Origin of the sequence: Pseudomonas sp. LB-090624 (assembly GCF_003205205.1) — a bacterium.
Lineage (GTDB): Bacteria > Pseudomonadota > Gammaproteobacteria > Pseudomonadales > Pseudomonadaceae > Aquipseudomonas.
In genome coordinates this window covers 121,815-139,339 of the sequence record NZ_QJRL01000006.1, presented here as the reverse complement: position 1 = coordinate 139,339, position 17,525 = coordinate 121,815, and the positions used below count along the sequence as shown (strand labels likewise).

Below are 17,525 nucleotides of genomic sequence, written 5' to 3'. Positions count from 1 at the left end.
CGTAAGCTCAAGAGCGTTCGGCCACCAGTAACAACGACTGCGGCACCCCACTTTGCGGGTGCTGCGGTTCTTGCAAGCCAGCCAACCGAAAACCCGCCATGTCCAGCGCGGTCAGCCAACTGCTCAGCGTGCGGAAGTACCACGGCATCACCTGCCAGTCCCCGGCCAGCCCGGCGAATGACTCCTCCCGCCAGCCATCCTGGTAATCCCCGTCAGCGACACCCCACGGATGGAGGGTCTGGATCACCAGCGCGCCACCCGGCACCAGCAACGCATTCATTGCCGCCAGCAGGGCAATGATGTCTTGCTGCAACAGGGCAAAGTTGGCGCAGATCAGGTCATAGCCTGTTTCGACATCAACCTGCGCATCCGCCAATTGCGCATAACTGGCCAGGTACACCTTGGCGGACCCGGCAACACGGGCGGCCTCCACCAATGCGCGGTCACCATCTACGCCAACCGCCTCGATTCCCCGTGCGCCCAGCGCGCGCAGCAACCAGCCCTCACCACAACCAAGATCCAGCACCCGTTCAGGCTGGCGGCCAAGGACCGCCAGCAGGATGGCCTGGTCGGTAACTTGCCGCCGGCTCTCGATCGCACCGCTACGCACGGCGTCAATCCAGGCTTGGGCGTTGTGCTGCCAGCTGTCGAGCAAAGCGTCTTCAGGGTTGCGCATGCACCTCTCCTTTCAGCCTGCCACAGCGCGCTGCTTCTTGACCCGGTACATGTGCCCGTCCGCATGGCGCAGCAGCGTGTCGGCATCGCTGCCGTCTTCAGGGAAGCGCGCTACGCCAATGCTGCAGGTCGGCGCATCGATACCGGAAAACTCGGCGTCGAGCGGCTCGGCCATGACCGCCAGAATGTGCTGCACCTGCGTGGCGATGGCGTCCGGCGACGGGCAGTCGGGTAGCAGCACGGTGAACTCGTCGCCACCCATCCGAGCCACCGTGCCGGCTGCGCCGATGCAGCTTTCCAGGCGCCGGGCCAGTGTGCACAGCACCTGGTCGCCCACGCTGTGCCCGTAGTTGTCGTTGATCTGCTTGAAGTCATTGATATCGAGGAACAGCAACGCCAGCGCGTGGTTGTGGCGCCGCGCCGCGGCCAGGGCTGTATCCAGCCGCTGATGGAACATGGCCCGGTTGGCCAGCCGGGTCAGCGGGTCGTGATGGGCGAGGAAGCGCAGTTCTTCCTCGGCGTGGTATTGGGCGGTGATGTCGCGCGCCACGCCGATACGCGCCTGGGCCTCATCGGACCAGCCGGCTGCCCAGAGGATATGCACCACGCCGCCATCCTTGCGGATGTAGCGGTTGCGGAAGTCGTAGTGTGGCTGACCATTCATCACTCGCACGATCGAGGCGCGGGTGGCGGCGAGGTCGTCGGGGTGCATGTAGTCGGTGATCGGCGTGCCGACCAGCTCGCTGGCCTGGTAGCCCAGCAATGCTTCGCAGGCATCACTGACGAAGACGATCTGGTTGTCCCTGTCGACCACGAATACCGTGTCCAGCATCAGGTGGATCAGCCTTGGGTACAGCGCGTGGAGGTCTACGGGCATGGTGCATGGGTGTCCGCGGCGGGGTGACCGATCATAGCCTGAAACAGGACAAAATGGGGTAAGCGCCGCGCGCCGCTCTCATAGACCACAACCTGACGTATTGATTGGGCAGTGGCTGTGGGCGGCCGTGTATAGGAAGCCACCTTCCTCCCGCGTGGCATCAGTTGCTCACGACCAGCTCCGGCCCCAGGTAACCATTGATCTGCTCGATATCATCATCCCCCAGGCTGCCCACCGACGAGGCCAGCCGCAGGCGCGACATCAGGTAGTTGAGCTTGGCCTCGAACAGGTCATGGCGGGCGTCATACAGCAACTCCTCGGCATTGAGCACATCCGAGTTGGTGCTGGTGCCACCTTCCTTGAAGCCCTTGCGGGTCGAGGTCAGCGAACGCTCGTTGGAGGCCACCGCCTTTTCCAGTGCCTGAATGCGCAGGGCGCCACTTTGCACGCCACGGTACTCGCGGGTAGTGTCGGAAATCACCTCCTGACGGGTGGCGTCCAGTTCGTCCAGGGCCTTGGAGCTGTTGGCGCTGGCCTGGCGGGTCAGGGCGCTGGTGCTGCCACCGCTGTACAGCGGGATGTTCAGCTCCAGCCCGATCGAGCTGTAGTGGTTGCGCTGGTTCAGCTCGGATATCGACTGGCTGCTGCCAGCGGTGTAGCCCGCCACGAAATCCAGCGTGGGGTAATGCCCGGCGCGGGCGCGCTTGACTTCTTCCTCGGCCAGCGCGTAGCTGTGCCGACGCGCATGAATCAGTGGGCTGTCGGCCTGGGCCTTGACCAGCCACTCCTGCAGGTTGCCCGGCATCAGCGGCGGGGTGGTGAAGCCCGGCTGCAGGGTGGTCAACGCCTGCGGCGTTTCCCCTATGTATTCCTCCAGCTTGCGCCGGGCGTTGACCAGGTTGTCCTGGGCGTCGATCAGGTCGGCCTCGGCCAGGTCGCGGCGCGCCACCGACTCGTCGACGTCGGTGATGGTGCCGGCGCCCAGCTCCTTGCGCCGCTTCGCCGATGCCAGTTGTTCTTCGAAAGCGTTCAGCTTGGCCTTGGCCAAGGTGATGGTTTCGCTGGCCAGCAGCACGTCGAAGTAAGCGTCGGCCAAGCGCACCGCAGCGTCCTGGCTCTTGGCGTCGAACACTGCCACGCTGTAGTCGGCGCGTTGCTGGCCCTGGCGGTACTCGGCCATCTTCTGCTTGTTGAACAGCGGCTGGCGCAGGCGCACGTTGGCGCCCTTGGAGTCATAGTCGAGGTCGTTGTCCTGGCCATTCTGGCGCTGGCTGCCATCGACCCGGTTGAAGTAGGCGGCGGCGTTGATCTGCGGCAGCAGGCCGGCCTCGCCGATGGCGCGGTTTTCGCCACCGGCTTGTTTTTCATGCACGGCAGCGCGGTAGATCGGGCCTTGGTACTGCAACAGGTCCCAGGCTTGCTTCAGGTCCATGGCACTGGCCTGTACGGCAACTCCCAGCAGGCACAACAGCAGGCACGGGCGTTTCATGTCATTGCTCCTTGAACGCGGCGTCCACGCGTTCGAGCATTGGTTTGAGCAGGTAGCTGAGCAGGTTGCGCTCGCCGGTCTTGATGGTGACGGTGGCAGGCATGCCGGGGCGGATGTGGTTGCTGCCCAGCAAACCCATGCCGGCCGGCGTCACTTCCACCTGGGCCAGGTAGAACGGCTGCTTGCTTTCTTCGTCGAGCAGCCGGTCGGCAGAAATGGTCTTTACCCGGCCGGGAATGTTCGGCGTCTGCGCATGGTTGAAGGCCGGGAAGGCGATGTCCACGTCAAGGCCTGGGACCATCTTGTCGATCGCCTGCACCGGGATCATCGCATCGACCTGCAGCGGCTGGTCGAGGGGCACCACTTCCATGATTTTAGCCCCGGGCTGGATGATGCCGCCGACCGTGGCGATGCTCAGGCCCTGGACCATGCCGTCGATCGGCGAGCGGATCACCGTGTGGGTCACTTCATAGTCCAGTGCGCGCAAGCGATCGGCCAAGGTGGTGTTTTCCTTGGCGGTATCGGTCAGTTGCGACTCCACCTCCTTCAGGTAATCGTGCTGGCGCTGCAGGATGCGCAGCTTGATCTCGGTCGCCTGGCTGCGCGCCCGGGCAATGTTATTGAGGTTTTCGGCCTGGCCGGCGGACAGGTCAGCATTGCTGCGCTCCAGCTCCAGCAGGCGGTTGCGGGGTACATAACCTTCGGCGGCCAGTACCCGGGTGCCTTGCAGTTCCTGATTGAGGAAGCCGATCTGCGAGGCGCGGGCGCCGTATACCTGCTGCAAGCCCTTCAGTTGCACTGCCGAGGCCGTGAGGTTTTCTTCAAGGATGCTCAGTTCGCCGGCCAGGCCCGCGCGGCGGGTGTCGAGCAGGCGCTGTTGCAGGTCCATGGCGGCCAGCAAGCGTGGGTCATTGGCGTAGTGTTCCAGCAGGGCAGGGTCGAACGTAACGGTATCGCGGCCATCGCGTTCGGCTTCCAGGCGGTTTTCCACGGTCTTGCTGACGATGTACTGGGCGCTGAGAGCGCCTTGTTCGGCCACCGCGCGCAGGGCATCGAGGCGCACCACTTCCTGGCCTTTCTTCACCACATCACCTTCGCGCACCATGATCGCTTCAACGGTGCCCCCGCTCAGGTGCTGGACCGCCTTGCGGTTGCTGGTGACCTTGACCGTACCGGTGGCGACCACGCCGGCGTCCAGTGGCGCCAGGCAGGACCACAGCAGGAAGCCGCCGAAGCCGGCGATGACCAGCCATACGCCCCAGCGTACCGGTCGGCCCGCGTCCAGGTCGATCAGGTGGCTGGGCTCGGCGGGGATCAGTTCGGCATGTTGAGTCATCTGCATGGTTGGTTACTCCCGTACCTTGACCGAAGCCAGCGGTGCCGCAGCCGTTGTCGGAATCACCGCGGCCTTGCGCAGCGCGGCGAACACTTCGTCGCGGCTGCCAAGCATGTGCACACCGCCGTCGCGCAGCATCAGTATCTGGTCGACTGCGCACAGCACATTGGGCCGGTGGGAAATCAGCACCACCGTGGCGCCGCGTGCCTTGAGCTCGGCCAGGGCATCGACCAGGGCTTTTTCACCCACGTCATCGAGGTTGGCGTTGGGCTCGTCCAGCACCACCAGGTTGGGTTCGCCATACAGGGCGCGGGCCAGCGCGATGCGTTGCTTCTGGCCGCCAGACAATGGGCTGCCATCGGCGGCCAGGCGGGTGTCGTAACCCTGCGGGAAGCGCAGGATCATGTCGTGTACACCGCTGCTGCGGGCGGCACGGATCACCGCGTCGCTGTCCACCTCGGCAAAGCGGGCGATGTTTTCGGCAATGGTGCCTTCGAACAGCTCCACGTCCTGCGGCAGGTAGCCCAGCCACGGGCCCAGTTCAGCCTTGTTCCAGGTGAAGATATCGGCGCCGTCCAGGCGCACCTTGCCGGCCTGGGCCGGCCACACACCTACCAGCAGGCGGGCGAGGGTGGACTTGCCCGAGGCCGAAGGGCCGATGACACCCAGGCTGTCACCCGGGGCCAGGCTGAAGCTCACCCCGCGTACGATGCTGGTGCTGCTGCCAGGGGCGCCGGCGATCACGTTCTCCACGGCCAGCATGCCCATTGGCCGCTGCAGCGACATGCTCGGTGGCCGTTGCGGATAGTCCTGCAGCAGGTCATTGAGCCTGCCCCAGGCCAGGCGGCAGCCCAGCAGTTGCTTCCACGCGGCGATTACCTGTTCCACCGGGCCCAGGGCTCGGCCGGTCAGGATCGAGCAGGCGATCATCATGCCGGGGGTGATCGTGCCCTCGATCGCCAGCAGCGCGCCGGTGCCGAGGATCAGCGACTGCAGGGTGATGCGCACGAAGCGCCCGGTGCTGCTGATCAGCGCCGCGCGGTCGGAGGCCAGGGTCTGCATCTGCAGGATGCGCAAGTGGCCCTGGTACCAGCGCTTGCCGATTGACGGCAGCATGCCCATGGCTTCGATCACTTCGGCGTTGCGCAGGTTGTTGTTGGCGTAGCTGGCTGACGACATGGCTGCCTGGTTGGCTTCGGCCAAGGGCTTTTGCGTAGCCTTTTCAGTGAGGTAGGCCAGCCCGACGAGGATCAGCGAGCCAATCGTGGTGACCAGCCCGAGCCAGGGGTGGATCAGGTAACAAACCAGCAGGTAGATCGGTGTCCAGGGGGCGTCGAAGAACGCGAACAGGCCGTTGCCGGTGAGAAACTGCCGAACCTGCGCCAAGTCCTGCAGGGCCTGGGCCGGGTTACCGCCGGCACGGCTCAGGTTGCGTTCGAAGGCAGCGCTGAAGAGGCGCCGGTTCAGGCTCATGTCCAGGCCGTTGCCCACCCTTATCAACACCCGGGTGCGAACCATCTCCAGCGCCGACATCAGCAGGAACAGCCCGACCACCAGCAAGGTGAGCATGCCCAACGTCGTGACGTTGCGGCTGACCAGGGCGCGGTCGTACACCTGCAACATATAGATGGCTGGCGTCAACATCATGACGTTTATCACGCCGCTGAAGGCGGCTAGGGCGTAGAAGCTGCGGCGCAAGCGAAACAGCACGTCGGCCAGCTCGGAGCGGGTGCGTGGTGGCTTAGCCATCGGGGGGCCTCCCTTCATCACAAAGCGGGAAGCCCTTGCGGCGCCCCGTAAAACGGTAGTTGTGGCTTCTTGGTCGGCTCGCAGGCGGGTCGCTCTGATGGCGATATTGGCCAAAACGCTGCGTTGCTCCCACATGCAGCAGCGTAGGTTGCAACGAAACATTCGGTAATATCATTTTGCTCTATAAATACTTTGAACTTTTTATAAGTCACAGGAAAACAGTGAGTTGCATCGCATTATCATCTGCCGAGATTTTTTTGACGAAATATTGACAAGCTTTTGGCCTACGACTTTAGTCTGAAGTATTCGGGCCCTGTGCGAGCTGGGATCGATTCACGTGCGTTACACCTGTTGCGCACGGTTTACAGGGCCCCTCCCGCAACGGGGGTGCCAGCTTGCCAAGAAGAGGCCAGAGGTTTCAGCACACGAGTGCTGGGCTACTGAGCCCGGTACACCCAACCAGATTCTGCGCACGTCAACACTGACTGGGCGCGGGAAGGACCCTGTTGCCCTGTGTCATCTCCGGACAGATCGAGGGCAACTGCAATGGCCAATTTCAGCAAGTCGGACCTTGAATTCATCCTCAAACAGATCTTCATCGCTGAGGCGCACGCCGATGGCGCCAGCCTGAGCGACCTGTTGCCCAACAGCCAGGTGCCTTTTGGCCTGCGCACGGTCGACGGCAGCTACAACAACCTGGTCGCCGGACAGAGCGAGTTCGGCGCAGCCGACAACTCGTTCCTGCGCCTGCTCGAAGCTTCTTACCGCGCCAACTATGTTGGCACCGGCAATGTCGTCGATTCGCAACCGCGCACCATCAGCAACCTGATCGTCGACCAGACAGCCAACAACCCGGCCGCAGTCGAGGCCAACGGCGGTGCCGCGCCGGTGATGAGCCCTGGTATCGACGGCGTGTTCGGCACCGCTGACGACAAGCCTGTGTTCTTCATCCCCAACGTGTCGCCAGACGCCGGGCTGACCGCCGGCTTCAACGCCTGGATGACCTTCTTTGGCCAGTTCTTCGACCACGGCCTGGACCTGGTCAGCAAGAGCAGCACCGACGTCGTGTTCATCCCGCTGCGCCCGGACGACCCCCTGTTCGTGGCTGGCAGCCCGACCAACTTCATGGTGCTGTCCCGCGCCGTGCGCACCGCTGGCGCCGATGGCGTGGTGGGTACCGCCGACGATAGCCAGCCCAACACCACCTCGCCCTTTGTCGACCAGAGCCAGACCTACAGCTCGCACCCGTCGCACCAGGTGTTCCTGCGCGAATACACGGTCAACGCGGCAGGTGAGCCGGTGGCTACCGGGCGCCTGATCACCAACCGTGATCTGGGCGCCGATGGCAAGTTCGGTACCGCCGACGATGGCAACGGCGAAAGCGGTGGCATGGCCACCTGGGCAGTGGTCAAGGCCCAGGCCCGTGACTTGCTGGGTATCAACCTGACCGATGCCGACGTGCACAGCGTGCCGCTGCTGGCCACCGATGCCTACGGCAACTTCCTGCGTGGACCCAACGGCATGCCGCAGGTGGTCATGCGCGTGAACAACGGCGCCGATGGCATCGCAGGCACCGCCGATGATGTGACCCAGCTGGTCGAGGGCGACCGCAATGCGCCGATCAGCCTAGCCAATGCCGTGAGCACCGGGCATGGCTTCCTTGACGACATCGCCCACAATGCCGCGCCCGTGGTGGTTGGGGGTGTGCTGCAGGCTGACGCCGACACCCTGGTGGGCAACGCACAGCCGGTCGGGCAGGGTGGCAACAACCTCACCTACGACAACGAATTGCTCGATGCGCACTACATCGCCGGTGACGGCCGGGTGAACGAGAACATCGGCCTGACTGCCGTGCACCATGTGTTCCACTCCGAGCACAACCGCCTGGTGCAGCAGACCAAGGACACCCTGCTGGCCGCGGGCGACCTGGCGTTCCTCAATGAGTGGTTGATCGACGACGTCACCGCCATCCCCACCACGCCTGCCGGCATCGCCGCGCTGGTCTGGGATGGCGAGCGGCTGTTCCAGGCCGCCAAGTTCGGCACCGAGATGCAGTACCAGCACCTGGTGTTCGAAGAGTTCGCCCGCACCATCCAACCGCAGATCGATGAGTTCCTCGCCCCCAACGGCTACGACACCTCGATCAACCCGGCCATCCTCGCCGAGTTCGCCCATGTGGTGTACCGCTTCGGCCACTCGATGCTGACCGAAACCGTCGACCGCTACGACCCGGCGTTCAACCCGGTTTCTGCCGACCCGGCCAACCCCGACCAGCAGTTGGGCCTGATTGCCGCGTTTCTCAACCCGCTGGCGTTCGCCGGTAGTGGCGCCACGGCCGATGAAGCGGCGGGCGCAATCATCCGCGGCGTTACCCGCCAGGTGGGCAACGAGATCGACGAGTTCGTCACCGAAGCCCTGCGCAACAACCTGCTCGGCCTGCCACTTGACCTGCCTGCGCTGAACATCGCCCGCGGTCGTGATACCGGCATCCCCAGCCTGAACGAGGCCCGCCGCGAGTTCTATGCCGCCACCGGCGACAGCCAGCTCAAGCCCTACATCAGTTGGGTCGACTTTGCCGACCACCTCAAGCACCCGGCGTCGCTGATCAACTTCATTGCCGCCTATGGCACCCACAGCAGCATTACCGGGGCCACCACCGAAGCCGCCAAACGCGCCGCCGCCGTGGCACTGGTACTTGGCGGTGACGGCGCCCCCCTCGACCGCCTCGACTTCCTCAACGGCACCGGTGCCTATGCCAACGTGACGCTGGCGGGCGCGGACGGCATCGCCGGCACCGCCGACGACATTGCCGGGGTGACCGTGACCGGGGTCGACGCCATCGACTTCTGGGTCGGCGGCCTGGCCGAGAAGAAAATGCCGTTTGGCGGCATGCTCGGTTCCAGCTTCAACTTCGTCTTCGAAACCCAGCTGGAAGCACTGCAGAACGGTGATCGCTTCTATTACCTGTCGCGCACGGCGGGCATGAATTTTGGTACGGAGCTGGAAAACAACTCCTTCGCCAAGCTGATCATGGCCAACTCCGACGTCACCCACCTGTCCAACACCGTGTTCCTCACTCCCACGTTCACGCTGGAGGTTAACCAGGCCAACCAGTTCACCGGGCTGGGCGCCGACGGCAAGGCCGACCCCACTGGGGGTATCGAGATCAACGGGGTTGAAATCGTCCCATTGGTGATCCGCGACAACCCCGATACCGTCGGGCCAGACAGCAACTTCCTGCATTACACCGGTGAAGACCATGTGGTGCTGGGTGGCACCGCGGGCAACGACATCATCCTCTCCAGCGAAGGCGACGACACCCTCTATGGCGATGCCGGTGATGACGTGCTCGAAGGCGGCGCCGGCAACGACGCGGTACTGGGTGGCGCGGGCGACGACATCATCACCGATTCGTTCGGCGACAACCGCCTGGAAGGCAACGCCGGCAACGATGTGATCGTCGCTGGCAGCATGGGGGTTGCCGGTAACCTGATCCTGGGTGGCGATGGCCAGGATTTCATCATCACCACCGAGGACATCAGCACCACCTTCGGCGGCCTGGGCGACGACTTCATCCTCGGCGCCAAGACCAACCTGCCACCTACCGGGAACGAAGGTGACGACTGGATCGAGAAGGGTACCCAGGACGGCGCACCTGGCGACAACTTCGCGCCCTTGCTGGGTGACGAAGTCATTGGCAACGACATTTTCGTCGGGGGCGGCGGCTTCGACGAAATGATCGGTGAGGGCGGCGACGATATCTTCGTCGGCAGCGATGCCCAAGACAAAATGGACGGTATGTCCGGTTTCGACTGGGTCACCAACAAGAATGACCGCGTAGGTGTCACCGTGGACCTCAGCCTGGCCGCCTTGGCTCAGCCCCATGGCAACGCACCTAACCAGAACGCTGGCGTGTTCAACCCGGTGGGCGCTTCGCCTGCATCGATTCTGGACCGGTTCGCCGAGGTCGAAGGGGTGTCCGGTTCGGCCTACGCCGATGTGCTCAAGGGTGACGACGTCGACGCCGTGACCATTCTCAACCATGGCGGCGCCACCGGCAGTGCGCTGACCAACGTGGCGCTGATACGGGGGCTGCAGCAGTTCCTGGCCGATGCCGGCCTGCCCACCACCGGCTTTGCCACCGGCAACATCATGCTCGGCGGCAATGGCAGTGACCTGATCGAAGGCCGGGGTGGCGATGACCTGATCGATGGTGACAAGTGGCTCAACGTGCGCATCGCCGTGTATGCCCCTGGCGACGTCGACCACACCGGCCCGGAAATCGCCAGCTTCGACAGCATGGCCGACATGATTCCGTTCATGCTTGACCGCACTTACAACCCCGGCCAACTCAAGGCTGTGCGCGAAATCCTGCCCGGGACTTCGACCGGCGGGGCCGCCTTCGACACGGCGACATTCTCTGGGCTACAGAACGAGTACGTGGTGACCCAGAACACCAAGGGCACCGCCGATGTTGCCGATGACGTCTGGACTGTCACCGACACCGTGGCCGGCCGCGATGGCGTCGATACCCTGTTGCACATCGAGCGTCTGCAGTTTGCCGATAGCCAGCGCGTACTGGTGGAGGGGGTGAACGCACAACCCACCGGCAGCCCGACCCTGCTCGACGGCAACGGCGGGACGATTACCGTGGGTGACATGCTGACGGTGAGCGTGGCCGCCGTGCTCGACGCCGACAATATCAGTGCGGGCAACCCGACTGGCTCGCTCGCCGACCGGTCGGTGTCTTACTACTGGCAGTTCGAGGCCGACCCGGGCAGCGGTGTGTTCCAGGACATCATCCTGCTGCCGGCCGGTGACCTGGCCTTCCAGAGCGCCGATGGCACTTCGTTCAAGGTGTCGCCAGACCTGGCCGGGCTGAGCCTGCGGGTCAAGGCGATCTATCAGGATGCCCATGGCACCACCGAAGTGCTGTACTCGCAGCCTACCACCGTGGTGCAACCTGGCGCACCCGTGGTGCCGACAGCGGCCACCCCGGTGGTGGATGCCAGTGACGGCGGTGCCGGCCTGCACATGGTGCGCTCCGACCTGAACTTCATCCTCGCGCAAATCAAGATTGCCGAGGCCGATGCCGCCGGGCAGGACATCCTCTCGCTGATCCCCAACGTCCGCGCAGCCATGGGCCTGCGTGCGGTGGATGGCTCGAACAACAACCTGATGAACCTGAACGGCAACAACAACACCCAATACGGTGCCGCCGACAACGTCTTCCCGCGCGTGACCGACCCGGTATTCAACCCGGCTGAAGGTGCGCCAGCCGGGTTCTTCGGCCCAGGTTCCCCCGCGATCCCGGGTTCGTCGTACCAGCAGACCAGCGGGCCGGTGTTCGATTCGCAGCCACGTACCATCAGCAACCTGATCGTCGACCAGACCTCCAACAACCCGGCAGCCTATGCCACCGCGTATGACCCGGGTGCCGATGGCGTGCTCAACTTCGGCGCCGCAGGCAACGACGACGTGCTCAAGGATGGCGTGCGCATCGTCGCCAGCCCAGGTATGGACGGCCAGTTCGGCACCACCGACGACCATGACGTGTACCTGTTCGAGAACACTGCTGCCGATGCCGGGCTGTCTGCGCCGTTCAACGCGTGGATGACCTTCTTCGGGCAGTTCTTCGACCATGGCCTGGACCTGGTCACCAAGGGCGGCTCCGGTACCATCTACATCCCGCTGCAACCGGATGACCCGCTGTACGTGGAGGGTGGCTTCACCAACTTCATGGTGGTAACCCGTGCCACCAACCTGCCTGGGCCGGACGGCATCCTTGGCAACGCCGACGACATCCGCGAACACACCAACACCACCACGCCGTTCGTCGACCAGAACCAGACCTACAGCTCGCATCCCTCGCACCAGGTGTTCCTGCGCGCGTATGTAATGACTGACGACGGCCCGGTCGCCACGGGCCGGTTGATCACCAATCGCGACCTGGGCGCTGATGGCAGGTTCGGCACGGCCGACGACACCGAGATCGGCGGCATGGCCACCTGGAAGGTGGTCAAGGCCCAGGCCCGCGACCTGCTCGGCATCAACCTGACCGATGCCGACGTCGACAACGTGCCGCTGCTGGCCACCGACGCCTACGGCAACTTCATCAAAGGGCCCAACGGCTACCCGATGGTGGTGATGAAGGGGCTCGACGGTATTGCCGGCACCGCTGATGACCAGGAAGTCGAAGGCAACCCGCTGGCACCGCTCGACCTGACCAACGCCGTGCGTACCGGGCACCAGTTCCTTGCCGACATCGCCCACAATGCCGTGCCGGTGTTCAGTGGCGGCGTGCTGGCGCCGGATGCCGACAACGTTGCCGGCAATGCCGTGCCGGTCAACCCGCAGACCGGTGCCAACCTGGCCTACGACAACGAGCTGCTGGACGCGCACTACATCGCCGGTGACGGCCGGGTCAACGAGAACATCGGCCTCACCGCCGTGCATGCGATTTTCCACTCCGAGCACAACCGGCTGGTGGCGCAGACCATGGACACCGTGCTCGACTCGGGTGACCTGGCCTTCCTCAACGAGTGGCTGCTCAACCCGGTCAGCGCCTTGCCGGTCACCCCGGCCGAGATCGATGCCCTGGTGTGGAATGGCGAGCGGCTGTTCCAGGCGGCCAAGTTCGGCACCGAAATGCAGTACCAGCACCTGGTGTTCGAGGAGTTCGCCCGCACCGTGCAACCTCGGGTCGACCTGTTCTTTGCCCCGACCCAGGTGTACGACGTCGACCTCGATGCCTCGATCGTGGCCGAGTTCGCCCACACCGTGTACCGCTTTGGCCACTCGATGCTGACCGAGACTGTCGACCGCTTCGACATCGACTTCAATGTCATCCAGGACCCGGCCAGCGCCAACCCCGACCAGCAACTGGGGCTGATCGCGGCCTTCCTCAACCCGCTGGCTTATGCCGCCAGTGGCGTAACCCCCGAGGACGCCACCAGCGCCATCGTGCGCGGGGTCACCCGCCAGGCCGGTAACGAAATCGACGAGTTCGTCACCGAGGCGCTGCGCAACAACCTGCTCGGCCTGCCACTGGACCTGCCAGCGATCAACATCGCCCGTGGCCGCGACGTCGGTATCCCTTCGCTGAACGCTGTGCGCCGGGAAATCTACGGGCAAACCGGCGATACCCAGCTCAAACCGTACAGCAGCTGGGTCGACCTGGTGCAACACCTGAAGCATCCAGAGTCGCTGATCAACTTCATCGCGGCCTACGGCACCCACAGCACCATTACCGCTGCCACCACCCTGCTGGAAAAACGCGCCGCGGCCATGGCCTTGGTATTCGGCGGCGATGGCGCACCCGCCGACCGCATGGACTTCCTCAACAGCAGCGGCGCCTGGGCCAACGTGACCCTGCCCGGCAAGGACGGTGTACCGGGTACTGCCGATGACCTGAAGGCAGTTACCGTGACCGGTGTCGATGCCATCGACCTGTGGATCGGCGGCCTGGCGGAAGCAAAAGCGCCATTTGGCGGCATGCTCGGCAGCACCTTCAACTTTGTGTTCGAGAACCAGATGGAGAAACTGCAGGACGGCGACCGCTTCTACTATCTGGAGCGCACCGCGGGCCTGTCGATGAACGCCGAGCTGGAAAGCAACTCGTTCGCCAAGCTGATCATGGCCAACAGCTCAGCTACCCACCTGCCAGGCCTGGTGTTCTCCGACCCTGGCTTCTACCTGGAACTGGACCAGACCAAGCAGTACAACGAGGGCCTTGGCAGCGCCGACCCGCTGGGCGAAAACGGCGAGCAGGTGGTGTTCCGCGACAGCCCGCTGACGGCTGGGCCAGACACTAACTACATCCGCTATGCCGGTGCCGAGCACATCGTGCTGGGCGGCACCAACGGGGACGATATTCTGGTCTCCAGCGAAGGCGACGACACGGTCTGGGGTGATGCCGGCAACGACCGCATCGAGGGGGGTGACGGCAACGACCAGCTGCGCGGTGGCGCCGGGGACGACATCATCAGCGACATGGGCGGTGACGACAACATCCAGGGCGGCGACGGCAACGATGTGTTGCACGGCGGTAATGGCATCAACCTGATCATCGGCGGTTTCGGCAATGACTTCATCGTCACCGGTGAGGATGCCTCCGAAGCCATTGGCGGCCAGGGCAATGACTTCATCCTCGGCAGCAAGGCCAACGAGCAGGACATGGGCAACGAAGGTGACGACTGGATCGAGAAGGGCACCTCGGACGGCGCGCCTGGCGACAACTTCGACCCGCTCGGCAACGACCCGATCATCGGTAATGACGTATACATCGGCGGCAACGAGAACGACAAGTTCAACGGTGAAGGCGGCGACGACATCATGGTCGGCAGCCTGGGGTTTGGTGACCGCTACATTGGTGGCTCAGGCTACGACTGGGCCACCTTCAAGGACTTGGCCCAGGGCGTGTCCATCGACATGAGCGACCGCTTCTTCGATGTGCCACTGGTACCGGGTTCGGGCGCTTCGACGCTGGTGCGCTTCGACATCATGGAAGGCCTGTCGGGCTCGGCGCATGGCGACTTCCTGCGCGGCGACAGCGAAGACGCCACCTCGTTGCCTACTGCAGGTGCCAACGGCAGCGTGCTGACCAACATCAGCCTGATCGACGGCCTGGCCGGCCTGCTGGCGGCCGGGGCGACCTTCTATGACGGCGGCAACATCATCCTCGGCGGCAGCGGCAGCGATCTGCTCGAAGGCCGGGGTGGCGACGATATCCTCGACGGCGACAAGTGGCTGAACGTGCGCATCAGCGTACGCGCCAACCCTGATGGCACCGGCCCGGAAATCGCCAGCTTCAACAGCATGGAGCCGATGGTGCCGTATATGCTCAATGGCACCTACAAGCCGGGCCAGCTGGTGATCGTGCGAGAGATCCTCAGCGGCACCGACCACTACGACACGGCGGTGTACTCTGGGGTGTCCACTGACTACAGCGTGGTGGTCGATGGCAACTCGGTGACCGTCACCGACCTGGTGGCCGGGCGTGATGGCGTCGACCACCTGACCGGCATCGAGCGCCTGCAGTTCTCTGACAGTTCGCAGGCCTCTGGCGTGGGTACGGCAGTCAACGCCGGCCCCACCGGCCACCTGGCGATTCTCGACGCTAGCACCGGGCTACGCGACGATACACCGGTCAGTGGCCAGCTGCTGAGGGTAAGCAACCTCGCTGTGCATGACGCAGACAATGTCAGTGCAACCAATGCGACCGGTGCGGTGAACGGCCCTGTGGCCTACTACTGGCAGGTGGAGGCGCTGCCGGGTTCCGGGGTTTATGAAGACATCACGGTAGTGGCCGCTGGTGAAGCGACACGGGTCACCGGTACGACCTACCGCGTCACGGACGACGTCGCCGGCCTGAACATCCGCGTGCGTGCGGTGTACCAGGATGCCAAGGGCACGCTGGAAATCGTCGATTCGACGCCGAACAGCGCGCCGAGCGCCGGGCCTACCGTGACCGGGCTGCTGGTGCAGAATCAAACGCTCACCGCCAACCCGGCAACCATCGTCGACGCCGACGGCCTGAGCAACCCTCAGTTCACCTTCCAGTGGCAGTCCAACCGGGGTGTCGGATGGGTCAACATCGCCGGCGCCATCAGCAGCACGTTCGTCCTGACCCAGGCGCAAGTGGGGCAGAACATGCGGGTGGTGGTCAGCTACGTGGATGACTTTGGCGTGCAGGAAAGCGTCGCCTCCGACATTCTGGACCCGGTGGCCAACGTCAACGATGCGCCGACCGGTGCGTTGCTGATCAGCGACACCACACCTGACCAGGGCCAGACGTTGACCGCGCTCACCGGCGCAATTGCCGATATCGACGGCCTGGGGGCCTTCAGCTTCCAGTGGCAGCAAGGTACCGGCGGCACCTTCGCCAATATTGCCGGGGCTACGGCGGCCACCTTCACCCCCGGCTTCGCCCAGGGTAACCAGCAGCTGCGGGTGATCGTGCGTTACACCGACGGCTTCGGCACCCTGGAGTCGCTGACCTCGGCGGCGACCGCCGCAGTCACCGTGCCACCGGGTGTAGTACTGGTCGGTACCAATGCGGCCAACACCCTGACCGGTGGTGCAGGCAATGACGTGATCTCGGGCTTGGGCGGCAACGATACGCTCAACGGCCTGGGCGGCAGCGACCAGCTGTTCGGTGGTATTGGCAACGACATCCTCAATGGCGGTGACGACCCCGACTTCCTCAATGGCGAGGACGGCAACGACACCCTCAGCGGCGGGCTTGGCGCAGATGCCATGAACGGCGGTGCCGGCAACGATACCTTCGTGGTCGACAACGCCGGGGATACGGTCACCGAGGCTCTCAACGGCGGCACCGACCAGGTGCAGACCAGCCTGGCCAGCTACACCCTCGGCGCCAACGTCGAGAACCTGACCTATACCGGCAGCAGCGCCTTTACCGGTACCGGTAACGCGCTGGCCAACACCCTCACGGGTGGGGCGGGCAACGACCTCCTGAACGGCGGTGTGGGTGCCGACCGCTTGGTGGGTGGCGTGGGCAACGACACCTATGTGGTGGATGACGCCGGGGATGTGGTGGTCGAGGCTACGGGGGCCGGTACGGACCTTGTACTTACCACGCTGGCCAGCCACACCATGGCCGCCAACGTCGACAACCTGACCTATACCGGGGCGAGCAACTTCGCCGGCACGGGTAACGGGCTGGCCAACATCATCAACGGCGGGGCAGGTAATGACACGCTCAGCGGTGACGGCGGTAACGATGTGCTCAACGGCAATGCCGGCAACGATACCCTCAATGGCGATGCCGGGAACGATCAGCTGTTCGGTGGCCTGGGTGCTGACCGACTGAGCGGAGGCGGGGGTGACGACAGCCTCGATGCCGGTGACGGCAACGACACGGTGCTCGGGGAGGCCGGTAACGATAACCTGACGGGGGGTACTGGCGATGACAGCCTGGATGGCGGCAACGGCAATGACACCCTGCAGGGCGGCGATGGTAACGACACCCTGTTCGGCGACGTGGGTACCGACACCCTGATCGGGGGAGCCGGCAGTGACTTCCTCAACGGTGCGGCGGGTAACGATACGGTGGTGGGCGGTGCCGGTAACGACACCATGATGGCCATCGATGGCAACGATGTGTTCCAGTTCGCTGCAGGCTTTGGCAACGACCTGATCATCAACTTCGATGCCATTGTCGCGGGTGGCCAGGACCGGCTGGATATCACCGCCCTCAACATCACCGCAGCCACCTTTGGCGCCAGCGTGACCATCGCCGATGTGGGGGCGGACACCTTGGTAAGCATCGGTGCTGCCGACTCCATACGCTTGGTGGGGGTGGCGGATGCAACCACGGTGACTGCCGCAGACTTCATCCTGGCCGGTTGAGGGGCGCAGGGGTTAGCTGTTGCGGG

General features: G+C 64.3%; 6 protein-coding genes. 1 reads left to right on the top strand and 5 read right to left on the bottom strand.

The window, feature by feature from the left end; translation table 11 throughout:
• Window positions 1-7: 7 nt before the first annotated feature.
• The 5 genes from DMX11_RS08985 to DMX11_RS08965 all read right to left on the bottom strand — a co-directional run bounded on the left by DMX11_RS08985 (window position 8) and on the right by DMX11_RS08965 (window position 6,126).
• Entirely contained in the window at window positions 8-676 is a 669-nt protein-coding gene (locus DMX11_RS08985; protein WP_110744198.1) for a bifunctional 2-polyprenyl-6-hydroxyphenol methylase/3-demethylubiquinol 3-O-methyltransferase UbiG, read from the bottom strand.
• Between the two features lie 12 nt (window positions 677-688).
• On the bottom strand, window positions 689-1,552 hold the full coding sequence (locus tag DMX11_RS08980; protein WP_110744197.1) for a sensor domain-containing diguanylate cyclase: 864 nt from the start codon (window positions 1,550-1,552) through the stop codon (window positions 689-691).
• 160 nt (window positions 1,553-1,712) lie between these two features.
• Entirely contained in the window at window positions 1,713-3,041 is a 1,329-nt protein-coding gene (locus DMX11_RS08975; RefSeq protein ID WP_110744196.1) for a TolC family outer membrane protein, read from the bottom strand.
• Window position 3,042: 1 nt separating this feature from the next.
• On the bottom strand, window positions 3,043-4,383 hold the full coding sequence (locus DMX11_RS08970; protein ID WP_110744195.1) for an HlyD family type I secretion periplasmic adaptor subunit: 1,341 nt from the start codon (window positions 4,381-4,383) through the stop codon (window positions 3,043-3,045).
• A 6-nt stretch (window positions 4,384-4,389) separates the two neighbouring features.
• Complete coding sequence (locus tag DMX11_RS08965; RefSeq protein WP_110744194.1) at window positions 4,390-6,126, bottom strand: type I secretion system permease/ATPase; 1,737 nt, start codon at window positions 6,124-6,126, stop codon at window positions 4,390-4,392.
• A 546-nt stretch (window positions 6,127-6,672) separates the two neighbouring features.
• On the opposite strand from DMX11_RS08965, the gene DMX11_RS08960 reads away from it, so the two are divergent.
• Window positions 6,673-17,499, top strand: a complete 10,827-nt coding sequence (locus DMX11_RS08960) for a peroxidase family protein (protein WP_110744193.1) — start codon at window positions 6,673-6,675, stop codon at window positions 17,497-17,499.
• The last annotated feature ends 26 nt before the right edge of the window (window positions 17,500-17,525 follow it).